The 17,830-nt window shown below is 73.3% G+C and carries 17 protein-coding genes and 1 tRNA gene; 9 read left to right on the plus strand and 9 right to left on the minus strand.

Annotated features, from left to right (window positions below; all coding sequences use genetic code 11):
• Positions 1 to 8 precede the first annotated feature (8 nt).
• The gene (locus tag ACI79P_RS01980) at positions 9 to 1,409 is read right to left on the minus strand and encodes a DUF2252 domain-containing protein (protein WP_456579366.1); all 1,401 of its coding nucleotides are present in this window, start codon (positions 1,407 to 1,409) and stop codon (positions 9 to 11) included.
• Between the two features lie 20 nt (positions 1,410 to 1,429).
• On the opposite strand from ACI79P_RS01980, the gene ACI79P_RS01985 reads away from it, so the two are divergent.
• Positions 1,430 to 2,470, plus strand: coding sequence for an SGNH/GDSL hydrolase family protein (locus ACI79P_RS01985; RefSeq protein WP_456579367.1), 1,041 nt, complete (start codon positions 1,430 to 1,432; stop codon positions 2,468 to 2,470).
• 123 nt (positions 2,471 to 2,593) lie between these two features.
• Positions 2,594 to 3,814, plus strand: a complete 1,221-nt coding sequence (locus ACI79P_RS01990) for an acetyl-CoA C-acetyltransferase (protein WP_456579368.1) — start codon at positions 2,594 to 2,596, stop codon at positions 3,812 to 3,814.
• Between the two features lie 175 nt (positions 3,815 to 3,989).
• Here the strand turns inward: ACI79P_RS01990 and ACI79P_RS01995 are convergent, their stop codons facing one another.
• Positions 3,990 to 4,823: a Bax inhibitor-1/YccA family protein gene (locus tag ACI79P_RS01995; protein ID WP_456579369.1), complete on the minus strand. Its 834-nt coding sequence runs from the start codon at positions 4,821 to 4,823 to the stop codon at positions 3,990 to 3,992.
• Positions 4,824 to 5,038: 215 nt separating this feature from the next.
• Here ACI79P_RS01995 and ACI79P_RS02000 point away from each other — a divergent pair, with 215 nt between their 5' ends.
• The 6 genes from ACI79P_RS02000 (at position 5,039) to ACI79P_RS02025 (ending at position 9,863) form a co-directional block, all read left to right on the plus strand.
• Positions 5,039 to 6,274, plus strand: coding sequence for a MalY/PatB family protein (locus tag ACI79P_RS02000; RefSeq protein ID WP_456579370.1), 1,236 nt, complete (start codon positions 5,039 to 5,041; stop codon positions 6,272 to 6,274).
• Positions 6,275 to 6,364: 90 nt separating this feature from the next.
• Positions 6,365 to 6,631, plus strand: coding sequence for a metal-sensitive transcriptional regulator (locus tag ACI79P_RS02005; protein WP_456579371.1), 267 nt, complete (start codon positions 6,365 to 6,367; stop codon positions 6,629 to 6,631).
• Between the two features lie 23 nt (positions 6,632 to 6,654).
• Complete coding sequence (locus ACI79P_RS02010) at positions 6,655 to 6,966, plus strand: rhodanese-like domain-containing protein (RefSeq protein ID WP_456579372.1); 312 nt, start codon at positions 6,655 to 6,657, stop codon at positions 6,964 to 6,966.
• 59 nt (positions 6,967 to 7,025) lie between these two features.
• Positions 7,026 to 8,405, plus strand: a complete 1,380-nt coding sequence (locus ACI79P_RS02015) for an MBL fold metallo-hydrolase (RefSeq protein WP_456579373.1) — start codon at positions 7,026 to 7,028, stop codon at positions 8,403 to 8,405.
• Positions 8,406 to 8,514: 109 nt separating this feature from the next.
• The gene (locus ACI79P_RS02020; protein WP_456579374.1) at positions 8,515 to 9,090 is read left to right on the plus strand and encodes a rhodanese-like domain-containing protein; all 576 of its coding nucleotides are present in this window, start codon (positions 8,515 to 8,517) and stop codon (positions 9,088 to 9,090) included.
• The gene (locus tag ACI79P_RS02025; RefSeq protein WP_456579375.1) at positions 9,087 to 9,863 is read left to right on the plus strand and encodes a sulfite exporter TauE/SafE family protein; all 777 of its coding nucleotides are present in this window, start codon (positions 9,087 to 9,089) and stop codon (positions 9,861 to 9,863) included. The genes ACI79P_RS02020 and ACI79P_RS02025 overlap by 4 nt, the downstream gene beginning before the upstream one ends.
• A gap of 68 nt (positions 9,864 to 9,931) precedes the next feature.
• Here ACI79P_RS02025 and ACI79P_RS02030 read toward each other — a convergent pair.
• From ACI79P_RS02030 to ACI79P_RS02060, 7 genes are all read right to left on the minus strand, one after another.
• Positions 9,932 to 10,005, minus strand: a tRNA-Leu gene (locus ACI79P_RS02030).
• 192 nt (positions 10,006 to 10,197) lie between these two features.
• Positions 10,198 to 10,962 (minus strand): uracil-DNA glycosylase, encoded by a 765-nt coding sequence (locus ACI79P_RS02035; protein WP_456579376.1) that lies wholly within the window; start codon positions 10,960 to 10,962, stop codon positions 10,198 to 10,200.
• A gap of 62 nt (positions 10,963 to 11,024) precedes the next feature.
• A complete protein-coding gene (locus ACI79P_RS02040) occupies positions 11,025 to 11,972 on the minus strand; it encodes a Ppx/GppA phosphatase family protein (RefSeq protein ID WP_456579377.1) in 948 nt (315 codons plus the stop codon).
• A complete protein-coding gene (locus ACI79P_RS02045) occupies positions 11,969 to 12,526 on the minus strand; it encodes a DUF501 domain-containing protein (RefSeq protein WP_456579378.1) in 558 nt (185 codons plus the stop codon). Before ACI79P_RS02045 ends, ACI79P_RS02040 begins: the two co-directional genes overlap by 4 nt.
• A gap of 1 nt (position 12,527) precedes the next feature.
• Positions 12,528 to 13,118, minus strand: a complete 591-nt coding sequence (locus tag ACI79P_RS02050) for a septum formation initiator family protein (RefSeq protein ID WP_456579379.1) — start codon at positions 13,116 to 13,118, stop codon at positions 12,528 to 12,530.
• A gap of 10 nt (positions 13,119 to 13,128) precedes the next feature.
• Entirely contained in the window at positions 13,129 to 14,406 is a 1,278-nt protein-coding gene (gene eno, locus ACI79P_RS02055; RefSeq protein ID WP_456579380.1) for a phosphopyruvate hydratase, read from the minus strand.
• A gap of 92 nt (positions 14,407 to 14,498) precedes the next feature.
• Positions 14,499 to 15,563: a glycoside hydrolase family 26 protein gene (locus ACI79P_RS02060; RefSeq protein WP_456579381.1), complete on the minus strand. Its 1,065-nt coding sequence runs from the start codon at positions 15,561 to 15,563 to the stop codon at positions 14,499 to 14,501.
• Between the two features lie 268 nt (positions 15,564 to 15,831).
• On the opposite strand from ACI79P_RS02060, the gene ACI79P_RS02065 reads away from it, so the two are divergent.
• On the plus strand, positions 15,832 to 17,763 hold the full coding sequence (locus ACI79P_RS02065) for a glycosyltransferase family 2 protein (RefSeq protein ID WP_456579382.1): 1,932 nt from the start codon (positions 15,832 to 15,834) through the stop codon (positions 17,761 to 17,763).
• Positions 17,764 to 17,830 lie beyond the last annotated feature (67 nt).

The raw sequence follows: 17,830 nt of genomic DNA on the forward strand, positions 1-17,830 counted from the left end.
GATCGGCGTCAGCCGCTGGAGCTGATCCCCGGGATGCGCCCGGCCCGGAAGGCGTTGACGAACAGCCGGTGGTCCTCCTGCGTCCGGTGCGCGTAGTCGTGCGCGAACGCGACCAGGTCGGCCACGAACTCCTCGCGGCGGCCGCCGAGCATGGCGGTGATGGCCTCCTCCGTCTGGAACGGGACGAGGGTGTGGTCGCTGTCGGCGTCGCCCACGCAGTGCAGCTTCGCCGTCGCCCGCCCGAGCTGCTCCAGCACCGGGCGGATGTCGGCGGGCTCGGTGAGGTCCTCCCACTCCAGGTCCAGCTCGTAGGGCGAGAGCTCCGCGACGACGAACCCGGTGCCGCGGATGTCGGTGTAGCCCAGGAACTGGGAGGCGTGCGACTGCAGCGCGCGGCGGCTCACCGCCGTCCGGTGGCCCTCGTGCTCGAAGTACCCGCGGATCTCCGGGTCGTCGACGACGCGGCTCGGGGCCGGCACGTTGCCCTGCTTCACCGACAGGACGACGTCGTTCTCCAGCGCCTGGTCGTACCCCTCCAGCAGCACGTTGTAGGCCGGCAGCCCCGCGCTGCCGATCCCGAAGCCGCCGGTGCCGATGAGGTCCTTGACGTCGTAGGCGACCTCCCGTCGCCACGGCCGGGGTGGGAGCGTCGCCTTGTACCGCTCCAGCGCCGCGAGCACCTCCTCCCGCTCGGCGTCGCCCAGGCGCCGGTTGCGCGAGGACTCGGCGAAGCGGCGCTCGTGGTCCTCGACCACGGTCATCCGCTGCAGCAGGCCCAGCCGGGTGCGGGTCGCCGTCCGGCGGATCAGGTCCCGCACCGCGCCGCCGGTGTTGCCGGCGACCAGCGCGAACTCCCGGTCGGCGTCCGAGCGGGTGAAGGCCGCCACCTGGTCCAGCCAGGCGTGCAGGTAGACGGTGAGGAGCTCGCCGATCACCTCGTCGGAGAACGCCTTCCGCCACGCCATGAGGGCGAAGCTGGCGACGAAGCGGCGCAGGTCCCAGCTGACGTGCCCCAGGTAGGCCTCGTCGAAGTCGTTCACGTCGAAGACGATGCGGCCGTTGGCGTCCATGTAGGTGCCGAAGTTCTCGGCGTGCAGGTCACCGTGGATCCACACCCGGGCCGTCTTCTCGTCACACCAGCGGTCCTCGGCCGTCGCCATGTCCGCGTAGAACAGGGGCGCACTGCCCCGGTAGAAGGCGAACGGGTCGGCGGCCATCTTGCGGAACTTGGTGCGGAAGGCCTCGGCGTCGGCATCCATGAGGTCGCCGAAGGCCTCGACGAGGACGTCGACGATCTGCCGCGTCCGCTCCTCGGAGCCGGGGGACGCGGTCACACCAGGGAGGGATGGGGGCACAGGTTGCACCGTAGGGGGCCGATAACGTCGGTGGTGCCCCGACGACGCAGGCACCGAGCAGGGACGGAGGGACCATGACCCGGACGGACACGGCCCGACGGCTGGCCACGAGTGCCGTCTACGGCGGCGGCGGCGTCGGTCTGGCCGGAGCCGCCCTGGTCGCCCTGCTCCGCGAGGAGGCGCGGTCGGCCCGCCGCAAGGTCGAGGCCCGCAACCTCAAGCAGGACCCGCCGTCGGGGGACGGCGTCTACGGCCGGGGCGGCGGCACGCCGATCGTGCTGACGGTCCTGGGCGACTCCAGCGCCGTCGGCCTGGGTGTGCAGCGCGCCGCGGAGACCCCCGGCGTGCTGGTCGCCGCCGGGTTGGCCGAGCTCGCCGAGCGCCCCGTCCGGCTGGTGCGCCTGGCCCGCTCCGGCGCCCGCGCCGCCGACCTCGACGAGCAGGTCGACCGCGCGCTGGCCGAGCACCCCACGGTCGCGGTCATCATGATCGGCGCCAACGACGTGACGGCGCGGACGGCGACGTCGGTCTCCGTCGGTCACCTCACCGACGCGGTCCGCCGGCTCACCGCGGCCGGCTGCGAGGTCGTCGTCGGCACCTGCCCCGATCTGGGCACCATCCGCCCGATCGCCCAGCCGCTGCGCACGCTGGCCCGGCGGTGGAGCCGGCAGATGGCCGCGGCGCAGACGATCGCCGTCGTCGAGGCCGGGGGCCGTACGGTCTCCCTCGGCTCGCTGCTGGGCCCGGCGTTCGCCTCCGACGCCGGCATGTTCAGCGCCGACGAGTTCCACCCCAGCGCCGCCGGCTACGCCGCGGCGGCGGCGGTGCTGCTCCCCTCGGTGGCCGACGCCCTCGGCGTCTGGCCGGCCAGGGCCGACCGCGGGCTGCGCACGCTGCGCCGCGACACCGCGCGTCCCGTCGCCCGGGCGGCAGCCCGGGCCGTCAACCGTCCCGGGACCGAGGTCCAGCCGGCCGAGGTGGGCGGCTCGGAGACCGGCCCGTGGGGCCCGTGGGCGCTGCTGCGCCGGCGCCGGCCGACGGAGATGCCCACGCCCGAGGAGGCCGAGCACGCCGGGGACGACGCGGGCAGCCCGCTCGCCGGCCGCTCGGGGTGACCCCCGCCACACCCGCGTCCTCCTGACCTGCGGCCCGTCCATCCGGCCGCGGCGCGGGGGTAGTTTCCGAGATGACCGACGTCCGGCGAACTGCGCCCGGACCGCCCTCACCGTGGAGGAACCATGCCAGAAGCCGTCATCGTCTCGACCGCGCGCTCGCCGATCGGGCGCGCGTTCAAGGGGTCGCTCAAGGACATGCGGCCCGACGACCTCGCCGCCGCGGTCATCCGGGCCGCGCTCGACAAGGTGCCCGCCCTCGACCCGCGCGACATCGACGACCTGATGCTGGGCTGCGGCCTCCCCGGCGGCGAGCAGGGCTTCAACATGGGTCGCGTCGTGAGCGTTCTGCTCGGCATGGACCACCTGCCCGGCACCACCATCACCCGCTACTGCTCCTCCTCGCTGCAGACCACCCGCATGGCCATGCACGCCATCAAGGCCGGCGAGGGCGACGTCTTCATCTCGGCCGGTGTCGAGACGGTGTCCCGGTTCGTGAAGGGCAACAGCGACGCGATCCCCGACACCAAGAACCCGGTGTTCGCCGACGCCGAGGCCCGGGTGGCCAAGGTGGCCGAGAGCGGCGCCGACTCGTGGACCGACCCGCGGGAGAACGGCGACGTCCCGGACGTCTACATCGCCATGGGGCAGACGGCGGAGAACCTGGCGCTGCTCAAGGGCGTCACCCGCCAGGAGATGGACGAGTTCGCCGTCCGCAGCCAGAACCTCGCCGAGGAGTCGATCAACAACGGCTTCTGGGAGCGCGAGATCGTCCCGATCACGCTCCCCGACGGCACCGTCGTCAGCAAGGACGACGGCCCGCGGCCGGGCACCACCCTCGAGGGCATCTCCGGCCTCAAGCCGGTGTTCCGCCCCGACGGCCGGGTCACCGCGGGCAACGCCTGCCCGCTCAACGACGGCGCCTCGGCCGTGGTGGTCATGAGCGACACCAAGGCCCGCGAGCTCGGCCTCACCCCGCTGGCCCGCGTGGTCTCCACCGCGGTCACCGGGCTCTCGCCGGAGATCATGGGCTACGGCCCGGTCGACGCCTCGCGCCTGGCCCTGCAGCGGGCCGGCATGACCATCGACGACATCGACCTCGTCGAGATCAACGAGGCGTTCGCCGCACAGGTCATCCCGAGCTACCGCGACCTGGACATCCCGATCGAGAAGCTGAACGTGCACGGTGGTGCCATCGCCGTCGGGCACCCGTTCGGCAGCACCGGCGCCCGCATCACCGGGACGCTGATCAACGGGCTCCAGACCAAGGACAAGACGTTCGGGCTGGAGACCATGTGCGTCGGTGGCGGCATGGGCATGGCGATGGTGCTCGAGCGCCTCTCCTGAGGTAGCCCCCTCCGCCGCGATCACGGCGCGGTGACCACCCCGGCCCCCGGGAACCTGGTCCCGACGCCATGATCGCGGCGGGAGGCAGCGCACACGACAGCGGCCCGGCCCCCTCACGGGGACCGGGCCGCTGTCGTGTGTGCGCCCCGCCGCCCTGCGGCGGCGGGGCACCGGCTCACTCGTCCTGGAAGTAGGAGAGCAGGCGCAGGATCTCGAGGTACAGCCAGATGACCGTGATCAGCAGGCCGAAGGCGACGTACCAGGCTAACTTCGCCGGGGCGCCGCGGCGGATGGCCTCGTCGGCCATGTCGAAGTCGAGCAGCAGCGAGAACGCCGCCACACCGATCACGACGAGGCTGAAGATGATGGCCAGCGGGCCACCGTCACGCAGGCCCAGGCCGCCCTCGATGAAGAAGCCGGCGACCAGGTTCACGACCACCAGGACCAGGACACCGATGAGGGCGCCGACGATCCAGCGGGTGAGCTTCGGGGTGACCCGGATGGCACCGGTCTTGTAGATGACCAGCATGCCGGCGAAGACGCCGAAGGTGCCGATCAGCGCCTGCACCACGATGCCGGGGTAGAGGTCGTTGAACGCCTCGCTGATCGCCCCCAGGGCGATGCCGTACAGACCGCCGTAGGTGAGCGTGGCGACCGGGTTGGCGATCTGCTTGAAGGCGATCACCAGGCCGAGCACCAGCGCGACGAGCACGGCCGGGATGGCCAGGCCCCACGCCAGCCCCTGCGGCAGCACCGCCCAGGTGACCGCCGCCGAGACGACGGTGACCAGGAAGGCCAGGCCGGTCTTCTGGACGACGTCGTCCATCGTCATGTAGCGCGTGGCCTCGCTCGTCCCGTACGGGGACGGCGCGGCGTACGGGTCCTGCTGCGGCGCCGGGGCGCCGTACTGCGGGGCCCCGTACTGGGGCTGGTTGCCCCAACCGGCGTACTGCTGGCCGGGGCCCGCGTTGCCGAACCCACGGCTGAACGCCGGGTTCCTACTGGCCATCGTCATCTCCTCGAGGTGACTCGTCGGTCGTGGAGCCTGATCGCGCACTCCACTCGGTCGGGTCAACGCCCGACACGCCCATAGCGTTCCACAGCTCCGGGCAATCCGGATCACCCCCGCGGGTGCGTGCCGGATCCGCTCGCCGAGCGGGCTCCGCCGGGGCTGGTCGATGCTGTCCTGGCCCCGGCCCACCGGCAGCACCGATCGGAGCCCCCATGACCGCCGACGCATCCCGCCCCGCGGGCGAGGAGCAACCGGCCAACCCGTTCCTGCAGGTCACCCTCGAGGACCTGCGCCGCAGGACGAGCAGCAAGTGGCGCACCCACCCGGCCGACGTGCTGCCGCTGTGGGTGGCCGAGATGGACGTCCGGCTCGCACCCCCCGTCCGGGAGGTGCTGCACCGCGCGGTCGAGACCGGCGACACCGGCTACCACGCGGGCCAGGAGTACCCGGAGGCGATCGCCGCCTTCGCGGCCGACCGGTGGGGCTGGACCGGCGTCGATCCGGCACGCACGGCCGTCGTACCGGACGTGATGATGGGCGTCGTCGAGGTCCTCCGCCTGGTCACCGACCCCGGCGACGTCGTGGTGGTGACCCCGCCGGTGTACGCACCCTTCTACGCCTTCGTCGAGAGCGCGGGCCGCGCGGTCGCCGAAGCCCCGCTGGATGCGGACGGCCGCCTGGACCTCGAGACCCTGGAGGCCGCCTTCGCGGGAGCCCGCGCCCGCTGCACGCGTCCGGCGTTCCTGCTGAGCAACCCGCACAACCCGACCGGCGCCGTGCACACCCGCACCGAGCTGGAGGCGGTCGCCGCACTCGCCCGGCGGCACGGCGTGCGCGTCGTCTCCGACGAGATCCACGCACCGCTGGTCCTCCCCGGCGCCCGCTTCGTGCCCTACCTCAGCGTCTCCGACGACGGCTTCGCCCTGGTGTCGGCATCCAAGGCGTGGAACCTCGCCGGTCTCAAGGCGGCCGTGGTGATAGCCGGGCCGGAGGCGGCCGGGGATCTGGCCCGCCTGCCCGAGGAGGTGGGCCACGGGGCCAGCCACCTCGGCGTCATCGCGCACACCACGGCCTTCCGCGAGGGGGGCGGATGGCTGGACGCGCTGCTCGCCGCCCTGGACGAGAACCGGCGGCTGCTGCAGCAGCTGGTGGCCGAGCACCTGCCGACGACGACGCTGCGCATTCCGGAGGGGACCTACCTGGCCTGGCTGGACTGCCGACCGTTGGGCCTCCCGCCCGAGCCGCCCAGCCGCGGCCCCGCCGTCGTCAGCGACCTCGAGGGGCCGGCCCGGTTCTTCCTGGACCACGCCCGGGTGGCGCTGAGCTCGGGCCACGTCTTCGGCACCGGGGGCGCCGGGCACGTGCGCATCAACTTCGCCACCTCCCCCGCCGTGCTGACCGAGGCGTTGACGCGCATGGGCAGGGCCGTCGCGAACAGGACGGGGTAGGCCCGGGCGAACGGCCCGCGGGCAGCGACTGTGCCGGCCCTCACGGACCACCGGGTTGCCTATACCCCCGGGGGTATGCATGATGGGTGCATGGACATCCCCCAGGGCGAGCTCGCCGACGTCGTCAAGCGCCTCCGCCGGATCGAGGGGCAGATCGGCGGCATCGTGAAGATGATCGAGGACGGCCGTGACTGCTCGGCCGTGGTCACGCAGCTGGCTGCCGCCTCGAAGGCGCTCAGCAAGGCGGGGTTCGCGGTCATCTCCACCGGGATGCGCTACTGCTCGATCAACGAGGACGGCGAGACCCGCGAGGTCGACCTGCGCGAGCTCGAGCGACTCTTCCTCAGCCTGGCCTGACCCACCGACATCCGGAGCACGCCGTGAACCCGCAGATCCCCCAGCTCACACCCGCCCAGGCCGCCGACCGCACCGAGGCCGTCCTGCTCGACGTCCGCGAAGCCGACGAGGTCACCGAGGGGCGCATCGCCGGCAGCACCCGCATCCCACTGGGCCAGCTGACCGCCCGCGTCTTCGAGCTCGACCGACGCCGACCGGTCATCACCGTCTGCCGCAGCGGCGGCCGCAGCTCGCAAGCCGCGGCGTTCCTGGCCGCCCAGGGCTACGACGTCGCGGACCTCGCCGGCGGCATGACCGCCTGGACTGCCGAGGGCCGGCCCGTCAGCACCCGCTGAAACGCCCCACATTTCCCGTTCAGATACCCCTGCCCGGTACCGTATCCAGGAGACCATTCGTGCAGATCGACATCATCGAGACCACTGGCCTCGGCGACCGCAGCTACCTGGTCAGCGCCGACGGCGTCGGCGTGGTCATCGACCCGCAGCGCGACATCGACCGGGTGCTCGCCCTGGCCGAGAAGCGGAACGTCGACATCGCTCTCGTGGCCGAGAGTCATCTCCACAACGACTACCTGAGTGGCGGGCTGGAGCTGGCGCGAACAGTCGGGGCCGACTACGCCGTCCCGGCCGGGGACACCGTGGCTTTCGAGCGGACCTCGGTCGCCGACGGCGACGTGCTCACCGCCGGCCCGATGCGGCTGCGGGTGCTGCACACCCCCGGGCACACCCACCACCACGTCAGCTACGTGCTCGCGGACGCCGACGGCGCGGTGCAGGCGGTGTTCACCGGCGGCTCGATGCTCTTCGGCGCGACCGGCCGCACCGACCTGGTCGGCCCCGAGCACACCGACGAGCTGACCCACGCCCAGTACCACTCGGTCCGCCGCCTGGTCGACGAGCTGCCCGCCGGCACCCCGGTGTTCCCCAGCCACGGCTTCGGCTCGTTCTGCGCGGCCACCCCGACCAGCGGCGAGTCCTCGACCGTGGGCGAGCAGGCCCGGGTCAACCCGGCGCTCACCCAGGACGAGCAGACGTTCGTCGATCAGCTCGTCGCCGGCCTCACCGCCATCCCGGCCTGGTACGCCCACATGGGGCCGGGCAACGCCGCCGGACCGGCGCCGGTGGACCTGTCGATGCCGCGGCCGGTCGACCCGGCCGAGCTCGCCGACCGGCTGGCGGCCGGCGAGTGGGTGATCGACCTGCGCAGCCGCACCGCGTTCGCCGCCGGCCACCTGCCGGGGGCGCTGAACTTCGAGCTGGCGATCGCCAACTTCGTCACCTACGTCGGCTGGCTCATCCCGTGGGGTGCACCGATCACCGTGATCGGGGAGACCGAGGAGCAGGTCGCCGACGCCCGCCGCGAGCTGGTCCGCATCGGCATCGACCGGCTCGCGGGTGCTGCGATCGGCAGCCCCCAGGCGCTGGCCTACGGCCGAGAACTGGCCACTCACCCGGTCAGCGACTTCGCCGGCCTGGCCGCTGCGCAGGCCGAGGACCCGACGCTGGTCGTGCTCGACGCCCGCCGCGAAGACGAGCGCGCCGGTGGCGGGGTCCGAGGCTCGCTGCACATCCCGATCCACGACCTGGCCGACCGGATGGACGAGGTCCCCGACGGCGACGTGTGGGTCTACTGCGGCTCGGGCTACCGCGCCTCGATCGCCGCCTCGATGCTCGCCCGCGCCGGCCGCCGACCGGTGCTGGTCGACGGCGGCTACGGCGATCCCGACACCGGCGCGGCCGCCGCCGGCCTGCATGCCCAGTCCGCCACCGTCTGACCGGCCCACCTCACGCCCCGTCGGCCACCGGGAGACCCCGTCCCCGGTGGCCGACGGCTGCACCCTGCCTGCACCACCTCAGCCCCCGATCCAGAGGACACCGCACCCCGTGAACTCCGGCACGACCGACCTGATCACCCCGGCCGAGCTGACCGATCGGCTCGCCGCCGACACCGTGCCCACCCTGGTCGACGTCCGCACCCCGGCCGAGTACGAGACCGCGCACATCCCCGGCTCGATCAACATCCCCCTGCCGCTGGTGCAGGCCCACGCCGACCAGCTGGCCGACGACCTGGACGGGTCTGTCGTGCTCGTCTGCCACGCCGGCGGCCGCGCCCGCACCGCGCACGCCGCGCTGACAGCGGCCGGCGCACATCAGCTGGCCGTCCTCGACGGCGGCATCGCCGCGCACACCGCCGCCGGGCAGCCGGTCCGGCACGGCCGCCCCCGCTGGGGACTGGAACGCCAGGTACGCCTGGTGGCCGGCGGCCTGGTCGCGATCAGCATCCTGGCCAGCCTCCGCTTACCGAAGGCACGGTTCCTCGCCGGCGGCGTCGGCGCAGGCCTGACCGCCGCCGCGCTCACCGACACCTGCGCCATGGGTGCGGCGCTGGCGAAGCTGCCGTACAACCGCGCCGGTCGCCCGGTCACCCTCGACGACGCGCGGGAAGCGCTGCGTCCGTGATCGTCGCCGTCGTCGCCGGGCTGGTCGTCGGCGCACTCGTCGGTCTGCTCGGCGGCGGCGGCTCCATCCTGGCCGTCCCCGCCCTCGTCTACGCCGCCGGCCAGGACCTCCCCCAGGCAGTCGCCACGTCCCTGCTGGTCGTCGGCATCACCTCGCTGGTCGCACTACTGCCCCGCCTACGCGCCGGCCAGATCGCCTGGCGGATCGCCCTGCTGTTCGGCACGGCCGGCGCGGCCACCGCCTTCGCCGGCGCCGCGGTCAACCGGCTGCTGCCCGCCGACGTCGTCCTCGGCCTGTTCGCCGCCCTCATGATCGGCGCCGGCGTGCGGATGCTGGCCGAGAAGCCGGCAACCGGCGCGGCCTGCGCCGTCGACGGCGGCCGGGTCAACTGGCGCCGCTGCCTGCCGCGCACCCTGGCCGGCGGGCTGGTCGTCGGGTTCCTCACCGGCCTGCTCGGCGTCGGCGGCGGATTCCTGATCATCCCCGTGCTGGTCATCGTGCTCGGCCTGCCGATGACCACCGCGATCGGCACGTCGCTGGTCGTCATCGCGGCCAACTCCGCCGCCGGTTTCGCTGCGCACGCCGGAGAGGCGCCCCTCGACGTGCCGGTCACCGTCGCGTTCACCGCCGCGGCCGTCGTCACCGCACTGACCGCCGGCCGGCTCGGCAGCCGCCTCGACACCGTCCGGCTGCGCCGCTGGTTCGCCTACCTGGTGTTCGCCGTCGCCCTCGGCATCCTCGTGCAGATCGGGGCGACTCTCGCCGCGGCCTGAGGCACCGGCCGCTCACCTGCCGCACCCGGCCCCGCTGTACGCGGCCCGGGCCGCGTAAGCCGGCCTCGTGCCCCCGGTCGGGTTCGAACCGACACTGGGACCCTTTTAAGGGGCCTGCCTCTGCCAGTTGGGCTACGGGGGCGCGGAAGGCACGGTAGCGGGCCGGGTCCGCTCCGGTCGGGTGCCCGTACGGTGTCCGCGCCACCCCCTGGACCGGAGTTCCCGTTGCCGACGCCGCTCCCGCGCCGCACGCCGCCGATCCCGGCCCGGATCGCCTGATGACCCGCCCGCGGTGCTGGTGCCGGCAACGCCGGCGACCGGCGAGGTGCCCTGATCAGCTCCCGGCGAGCTCGGTCGCCCGGGTGAGGACGGCGTCCAGCATCGGCTCGGTCAGCTTGCCGGTGAAGGTGTTCTGCTGGCTGACGTGGTAGCTGCCCAGCAGGGTCAGCGGGCCGCGGGCGCCGGTCAGCGCGACCTCGACGCCGTGCCCGAACGCCGGCCTCGGGCGGGGCAGCACGTACCCCGCGGCGGCGAGCACCGGCCACAGCGCGGTCCAGCCGAAGCCGCCCAGCACCACGACCACCCGCAGCCGGGGCAGGAGCTCCAGCTCGCGGGCCAGCCACGGCGAGCAGGTGTCCCGCTCCTCGGGCGTGGGCGCATTCGCCGGTGGGGCGCAGCGCACCGCGGCGGCCACCCGCACGTCGGTGAGCTCGAGCCCGTCGCCGATGTGCGTCGACGTCGGTTGGTTCGCCAGCCCGGCGCGCCAGAGCGCGGCGAAGATCCAGTCGCCGCTCCGGTCGCCGGTGAAGACCCGGCCGGTGCGGTTGCCCCCGTGGGCGGCCGGGGCGAGCCCGACGACGGCGATCCGCGCGTCGGCCGGACCCAGCCCCGGCACCGGCCGGCCCCAGTACTCCTCGTCGCGGAAGGAGGCGCGCTTGACCCGGGCCACCTCCTCCCGCCACGCCACCAGCCGCGGGCAGGCGTAGCAACCGGAGATGCGGTCGTCGAGGACGGGCAGCTCGCGGGCGGCCCGCGCGCTGCGCACCACGCCCGCCGGCGTCCGCGTGACGGGGAACCCGCCGGCGTCGCGTGAGGTCATGGAACGGCCCCGGTGCAGGCGCCCGCGGCGGGCGTGCGAGTCGTGGGGGGCACCGGGGTCCTTCAGCGGGCGAGGCGCAGGGCGATGCCGTCGAGGATGTCGTGCTCGCTGACGGTGACCTCGGCCAGCCCGAACTCGTCCATGAGCACGCGCAGGATGAGCGCCCCGGCGCCGATGACGTCGACCCGGCCCGGGTGCATGACCGGCTCGGTGGCACGACGCGCCCGCGTCGCGGCCAGCAGGTCCGCCGAGACCCGCCGGACGTCGGCCACCGGGATGCGCGACCCGTGGATCGCCGTCGAGTCGTAGGCGGGCAGCCCCATCGCGAGCGCGGCCACGGTGGTGACCGACCCGGCCAGCCCGACCAGGCTCGCCGCCTTCTCCACCGGCACCTCGGCGGTGACGGAGGCCAGCGCGGCGCGGATGTCGCGCTCGGTCCGCGCGACCTGCTCGGCGGTGGGCGGGTCGTCGTGCAGGTGCCGCTCGGTGAGCCGCACGCAGCCGATGTCGACCGACCGGGCGGCGAGCACGCCGTCGTCGTCGCCGAGCACGAACTCGGTGGAGCCGCCGCCGATGTCGACGACGAGCCAGGGGGCGGGCGCCGGGTCCAGCCCGTGGGCGGCGGCCGCCGCCGCGATCGACCCGGTCGCCCCGAGGAAGGACAGCTCCGCCTCCTCGCGGCCGGTCACGACGTCGGGCGTCCGGCCGAGGGTGGCCCGCACCATGCCCTCGAAGTCGGCGCGGTTGGCGGCGTCCCGGGTGGCGCTGGTGGCGACCATCCGGACGTCGGTGGCGCCCAGGTCCCGGGCCTGCGCGGCGTACTCGGCCAGCACCACGCGGGTGCGCTCGATCGCCTCCGGGGCGAGCCGGCCGGTGGCGTCGACCCCCTGGCCGAGCCGCACCACCTCCATCCGCCGCAGCAGGTCGGCGTGGCCGCCCTGCACCGGGACGTCGGCGACGAGCAGGCGGATGGAGTTGGTGCCGCAGTCGATGGCGGCCACCCGCGTCACGCGTCGTCCTCGGGCCGGGCGCACGGCCCCTTGGCCCACCACTCCCCCATCTCGGCGACCGCGCGGTCCCCGATCGGGTTGACGCCCGGCCCGGCGGCCAGCGCGTGGCCGGCCAGCGCGTGCAGGCACTTCACGCGGTCGGGCATGCCGCCGGCGGTCGCGCGCGTGGGCAGCACGTCCTCGGCGTCGCGCGTGGCGAGGTAGGCCTCGTGCGCGGCGCGGTACCGGGCGGCGAGCTGGGGGTCGGTGGCGAGCTCGTCCTGCCACTCCCGCATGCGCCCGGTGGACTCCAGCCGGCTCGCGGCGGCCGAGGCGCGCGGGCAGGTGAGGTAGTACAGCGTCGGGAACGGGGTGCCGTCCTCCAGCCGCGGCGAGGTCTCGACGACGTCCGGCTGGCCGCAGGGGCACCGGTGCGCGACGCCGACCAGCGCCCGGGGCGGGCGGCCGAGCTGCCGGGCGACGACCTCCCGGTCCTCCTCGGTGACCGGGCTGGAACGGCCGCGCCGCAGGGGCCCGGGCGGAGCGTGCGAGCGCTGGGTAGCGGGGTCGTTCATCTCACTCCGCCGTCCCGTCGTCGTGCTGCGGGCCGTCGCCGCCGTCGGCGTCGGCCAGCGAGCGCATCAGCCCCTCGTACCAGGACAGCTCCCCCGGCTCCGCGGCGGCCGCCGCCAGCGTGCCGGCGTCGCCCTCCACGGCCTCGCCGTCGACGACCAGCACCAGCCGGTCACCCGGCAGCACGTAGGACAGCCGCTCGCGCGCCTGCCGCTGGGCGTAGACGGGGTCGGCCTGCAGCTCGAGCTGCCCCTGCAGGGCGGTGACCCGCTCGTCGAGCTGCCGGCCCTCCGCGGCCAGCCGGGTGAGCTCGGCCTGTCCGGCCAGGTACTGCCGGATCGGCCCGGCGAGGGTGAGGGCCAGCAGCAGCACCAGCCCGACGAGCACCACCGCACGGCCGGTGAACAGCGGGCGCCGCCGGGCCGCGGCGGCCGGCCGTCGCTCCGGACGGCGGTTGGGCCGCCGCTGCGCGGGACGGCTGGACGCCCCCGGCCGCAGCCCGGTGCGGACCGGCCGCGAGTGGTGCACGCGGGGCACCCGGCCCGTCGCGCGCCGCCCCTCGCTCCCGCCCCGCCGGCCGCGGACGCTGCTCATCGCCCTCCGCTCAGCCGTTCAGCCGCGGGAAGGCCGACGCACCGGCATAGCGGGCGGCGTCGTCGAGCTCCTCCTCGATGCGGAGCAGCTGGTTGTACTTGGCCACGCGCTCGCTGCGGGCCGGGGCACCGGTCTTGATCTGCCCGCAGTCGGTGGCGACGGCGAGGTCGGCGATCGTGGTGTCCTCGGTCTCGCCCGAGCGGTGGCTCATCATGCAGCGGTAGCCGTTGCGGTGGGCCAGGTTGACCGCGTCGAGCGTCTCGGTCAGCGTGCCGATCTGGTTCACCTTGACGAGCAGGGCGTTGGCCGCGCCGCGGGCGATGCCGTCGGCCAGCCGCGTCGGGTTGGTGACGAAGAGGTCGTCGCCGACGATCTGCACGCGGTCCCCGAGGGCGGCGGTCATCGCGATCCAGCCGTCCCAGTCCTCCTCGTCGAGCGGGTCCTCGATGGAGACGATGGGGTAGGCGTCGACCAGGCCGCGGTAGTAGTCGACCAGGTACTCGGCCGAGCGGGTCTGGCCCTCGAAGTCGTAGCCGCCCTCGGTGTGGAACTCGGTCGCGGCGACGTCGAGCGCGAAGGCGATGTCGGTGCCGACGGTGTAGCCGGCCTTGTCGACGGCCTCGGCGATGAGATCCAGGGCGTCGCGGTTGCTCGGCAGGTCGGGCGCGAAGCCGCCCTCGTCGCCCAGCCCGGTGGAGAGGCCGCGGCCCTTCAGCACCGCCTTGAGCGCGTGGTAGGTCTCGGTGCCCATCGCCAGCGCCTCGGCGAAGGTGGCCGCCCCGATGGGGGCGATCATGAACTCCTGCACGTCGACGTTGCTGTCGGCGTGCGCGCCGCCGTTGAGGATGTTCATCATCGGCACCGGCAGCAGGTGCGCCGAGGGCCCGCCGACGTAGCGGAACAGCGACAGGCCGGTGGAGTCGGCGGCGGCCCGCGCGACGGCGAGGCTCACGCCGAGGATCGCGTTGGCGCCCAGGCGCGACTTGTCCGGCGTGCCGTCGAGGTCGAGCAGGCGCTGGTCGACCAGCCGCTGCTCGGTGGCCTCGTAGCCGACGAGCTCGGGGCCGATGACGTCGAGGACGCCGTCGACGGCCTTGGTGACGCCCTTCCCGCCGTAGCGGTCACCCCCGTCCCGCAGCTCGACCGCCTCGAAGGCGCCCGTGGAGGCGCCGCTGGGCACGGCGGCCCGGGCGATCGTCCCGTCGTCGAGGGCGACCTCGACCTCCACGGTGGGGTTTCCGCGCGAGTCGAGGATCTCCCGCGCGCCTACGGCATCGATGCTCGGCACGGGGAGCAGCCTAGCCAGGCGGGAGCCGGGCCGTGCTGACCCGCGCAGAATTATGCGGTTGGCGACGTCCGCCCGGCTGGACTTCCGGACCGCTACCCGGTGGTCGGTCGGGCCAGGAACCCGGCACGCCAGGCGGCGGCTGCGGCGGGATCGGGCTCAATGCGCCAGTCGACGCCGGTCCCCTGATCCACGTGGTCGAACCAGACCACGCCGACCACCTCAGGCCGGCGAACCACTTCGCCCATCATCGCGGCTAACCAGTCCGCCTTGCTGCCGCCCCGGTCCGAGCTGCCGACCTCGGTGATCCACAACGGCCGGTCGGTGAGGGACCGCAGCGCGGCGATGCTGGCGTCGAACAGGGAACCGAACGTCCGCCAGCTCGTACCGAAGCCGTCGTGGCTGTGCTCCCCCCAGTTGTAGTTGCTGATCCCCACCGCGTCGACGTAGGAGTCCCCCGGGTAGAGCGGGGCCAGGGGTGCGGACCCGGTGTAGAGCGCATTCGGCGCCCAAAGCCACTCGACGTTGGCGACGCCGAGCGCGGCGAACCGATCGTGGACGTGCCTCCACGCGAGGACGAACTGGCCCACCTCGTTGCCGTTCGCACCGACCCCCCACGGATACCAGTTGCCGTTCATCTCGTGCATCAGACGGATGGTGACGGTGGTCGGGAGGTCCCGGATGGAGTCCCCGAACATGTCGATGTACCGGTCGTGCTCGCCGTTGGCGATCGATTCGAGGCTGTAGGCCTGCTGATCGGCACGGGGGGCGTCGGGGTTCCACGGTTCCCAGGTGATGGACAGGCGCGCCCCCCGGGCCAAGACAGCCTCGGCCAGCGCCCGATCCATTGGGCGGTCGCGAGACCACTGTTCGAAGACGTCGAACACCTCCGGCCACGTGCCGGTGGAGGCGGCGAACCGATCGAGGTCCGCGACCGACCCGGCGGAGATTCCCAGCACCGGGCGTTGCACGGGCTCATCGGGCATCGGCGGTGGCACCTCGAGGTCGGGAACAGTGGCGATCGGGAGTTCGACGCAGCACGGCGCCGCCGTCGATTCTGCTGCACGCGGGGCCTCGGACGGTCCCGCCGGTTCTGCCCTGGGCGATGCCCATGCGACGTAGCCAGCCACCGCGGTCAGCACCGCCGTGGCGGCGACCACCGGCCGCCAGCGCCATCCGATGGGACGTGTGTGGGCACGTCGGCACGTCGGGGGGGGGATGGGCACTCTGCATCTATCGTCCACAACCTCCGCCGACTGAAGTGCAGTTGGACCGCGAGACGGCAGACCGCGGCAGCCGGGTGGCCACGCCTCGAACTCCTGGGGATCCGGTCGCGCCGCCGGAGTTGGCGGCGCCGACCCCACCCCTCCGGGTAGGGCCGTCGGCACATCGCTCGCGGGGCGGTCCCGGCCGGTCGACATCCATCTCGTGAACGAGCAAATTCACCAGCCGCCGCCCGGAACCCCTGAGCGTCGCCAGAGCGGACGGCTGTACGGCCGGACCGCGACAGAGGTGACCGGCGGGTTGCACGACGACGAGGACCGCGTGCGCTATCGCGACGCGCTGACCTCGCGGCAGCGCCGGAGCGTGCTGGCGCTGGGCTGGTTCCACGTCGTCCTCGCCGCCGCGCTGGTCTGCTACCTCCTGGTGCCGGAAAATCTTCCGCGTCTTGGGGCGGGGCTCGTGGCCGACACCGTGACCGTGGCTGGGCTGGCAACGATGGTCGTGCTGCAACTGATCGCCGGGCTGCGCACCTGGACGATCACGTACCACGCGGGGCGGGCGCGCGACCCGATCCCCATGCGCCCGCGACCGGGAACGCGCGTCGCCGTCCTCACGACCATCGTTCCGGGCAAGGAGCCGGTGGAGCTCGTGATGGCCACCCTGCGGGCCATGACCCGGATCCGCCACGAGGGCCATCTCGACGTCTGGCTGCTGGACGAGGGCGACGACCCGGAGGTCCGACGCCGGTGCAGGGAGCTGGGCGTGCTCCACTTCAGTCGCAAGGGCCGACCCGAGTGGAACCAGCCGAGCGGGCCGTTCCGCGCGAGGACCAAGCACGGCAATCACAACGCATGGCGCAGCCAGCACGAGCACAGGTACGACGTCGTGGCCCAGATGGACCCGGATCACGTCCCGTTCCCAAACTTCTTGGAGCGCACCCTGGGGTACTTCTCGGACCCCGATGTCGCCTTCGTCGTCGCACCTCAGGTCTACGGCAACCTGCAGGAGTCCTTCGTCGCTCGGGGATCGGCCGAGCTGGCCTACCTATTCCACGGCATCATCCAGCGGGGTGGGAACGGCCACGACGCACCGCTGCTGATCGGGACTAATCACCTGTACCGGCCGGCCGCGTTCGCTCAGATCGGCGGCTACCAGGACTGCATCATCGAGGACCATCTGACCTCGATGGTGGTCTACAGCGCGGTCAACGAGGCAACCGGCGGGAATTGGAAGGGCGTCTACACCCCAGACATCGTGGCCGTCGGAGAGGGACCGGCCACCTACTCGGACTTCTTTAGCCAGCAGAAGCGCTGGGCGTACGGCATATGGGAGATTGCCCGCCAGCACTCCCCGCGCATCTTCCCGCTCATGCGCACCCGACAGCAGCGGTTGTCCTTTTTCGCGCTTCAGACCCACTACCCGACGACGGCGATCGCCTGGGTCGGCGGTGTCAGCCTCTCGATCCTGTACCTGGTGGGCGGCGTGACGGTGACCCACCTGCCGGTCCTGGAGTGGTCGCTCCTGTTCGGCGCCAACCTCCTGGTCGGGCTGTTTTTCGCCTTCTGCATGCGCCGCTTCAACCTGGTGGAACACGAACGGAGGTCCTGGGGGCTATCAGGTATGCTGCTGGACCTCATCACCGCCCCCGTCTTCGTAGCGGCAGCGGCCGCGCAACTGACCGGCCGTCCCCTGAGCTACGTGGTCACCCCCAAGGGCAGCGCCGCAACCGGTGACACCTGGCGAACCTTCCGGCCGCATCTGGCCTGGCTGGCCGTGGCGGTTGGCGCGATGGTCGGCGGTGCCCTGCTCGACCACGACTACCCTGCGCTCTACGTCTGGGCGAGCATCACCGCGCTTCTCTGCTCCCTCCCACTGGCGCACGTGTACATCACCCGCGCGGCCGAAGCCGCCCGGTTCGCGCGAATGCGCCCGGTTCTCCCGCACCGGCGGATCGGCGAGGCCCTCGTCGCCCGAGGTCTGCTGAGCAACGCGCAACTGCGCGACCTGCTGGACCTGCAGGCGACCATGGACCAGGAGTGGACGCGACTCGGCGACCTGGCGGTCAGCGAGGGCTACATCAGCCAGGCCCAGCTCTCCTCCGCGCTCGGTATGCCGGTTACCGCCCCGACCCGGTAAGGGCCATCTCGACCCCGGTTGGGGATGGTGCTCCCGACTTCCGTTGGAGATCGCCGTCCTGGGTAAG

The sequence above is a fragment of the Blastococcus sp. SYSU DS0510 genome (genome assembly GCF_054050835.1).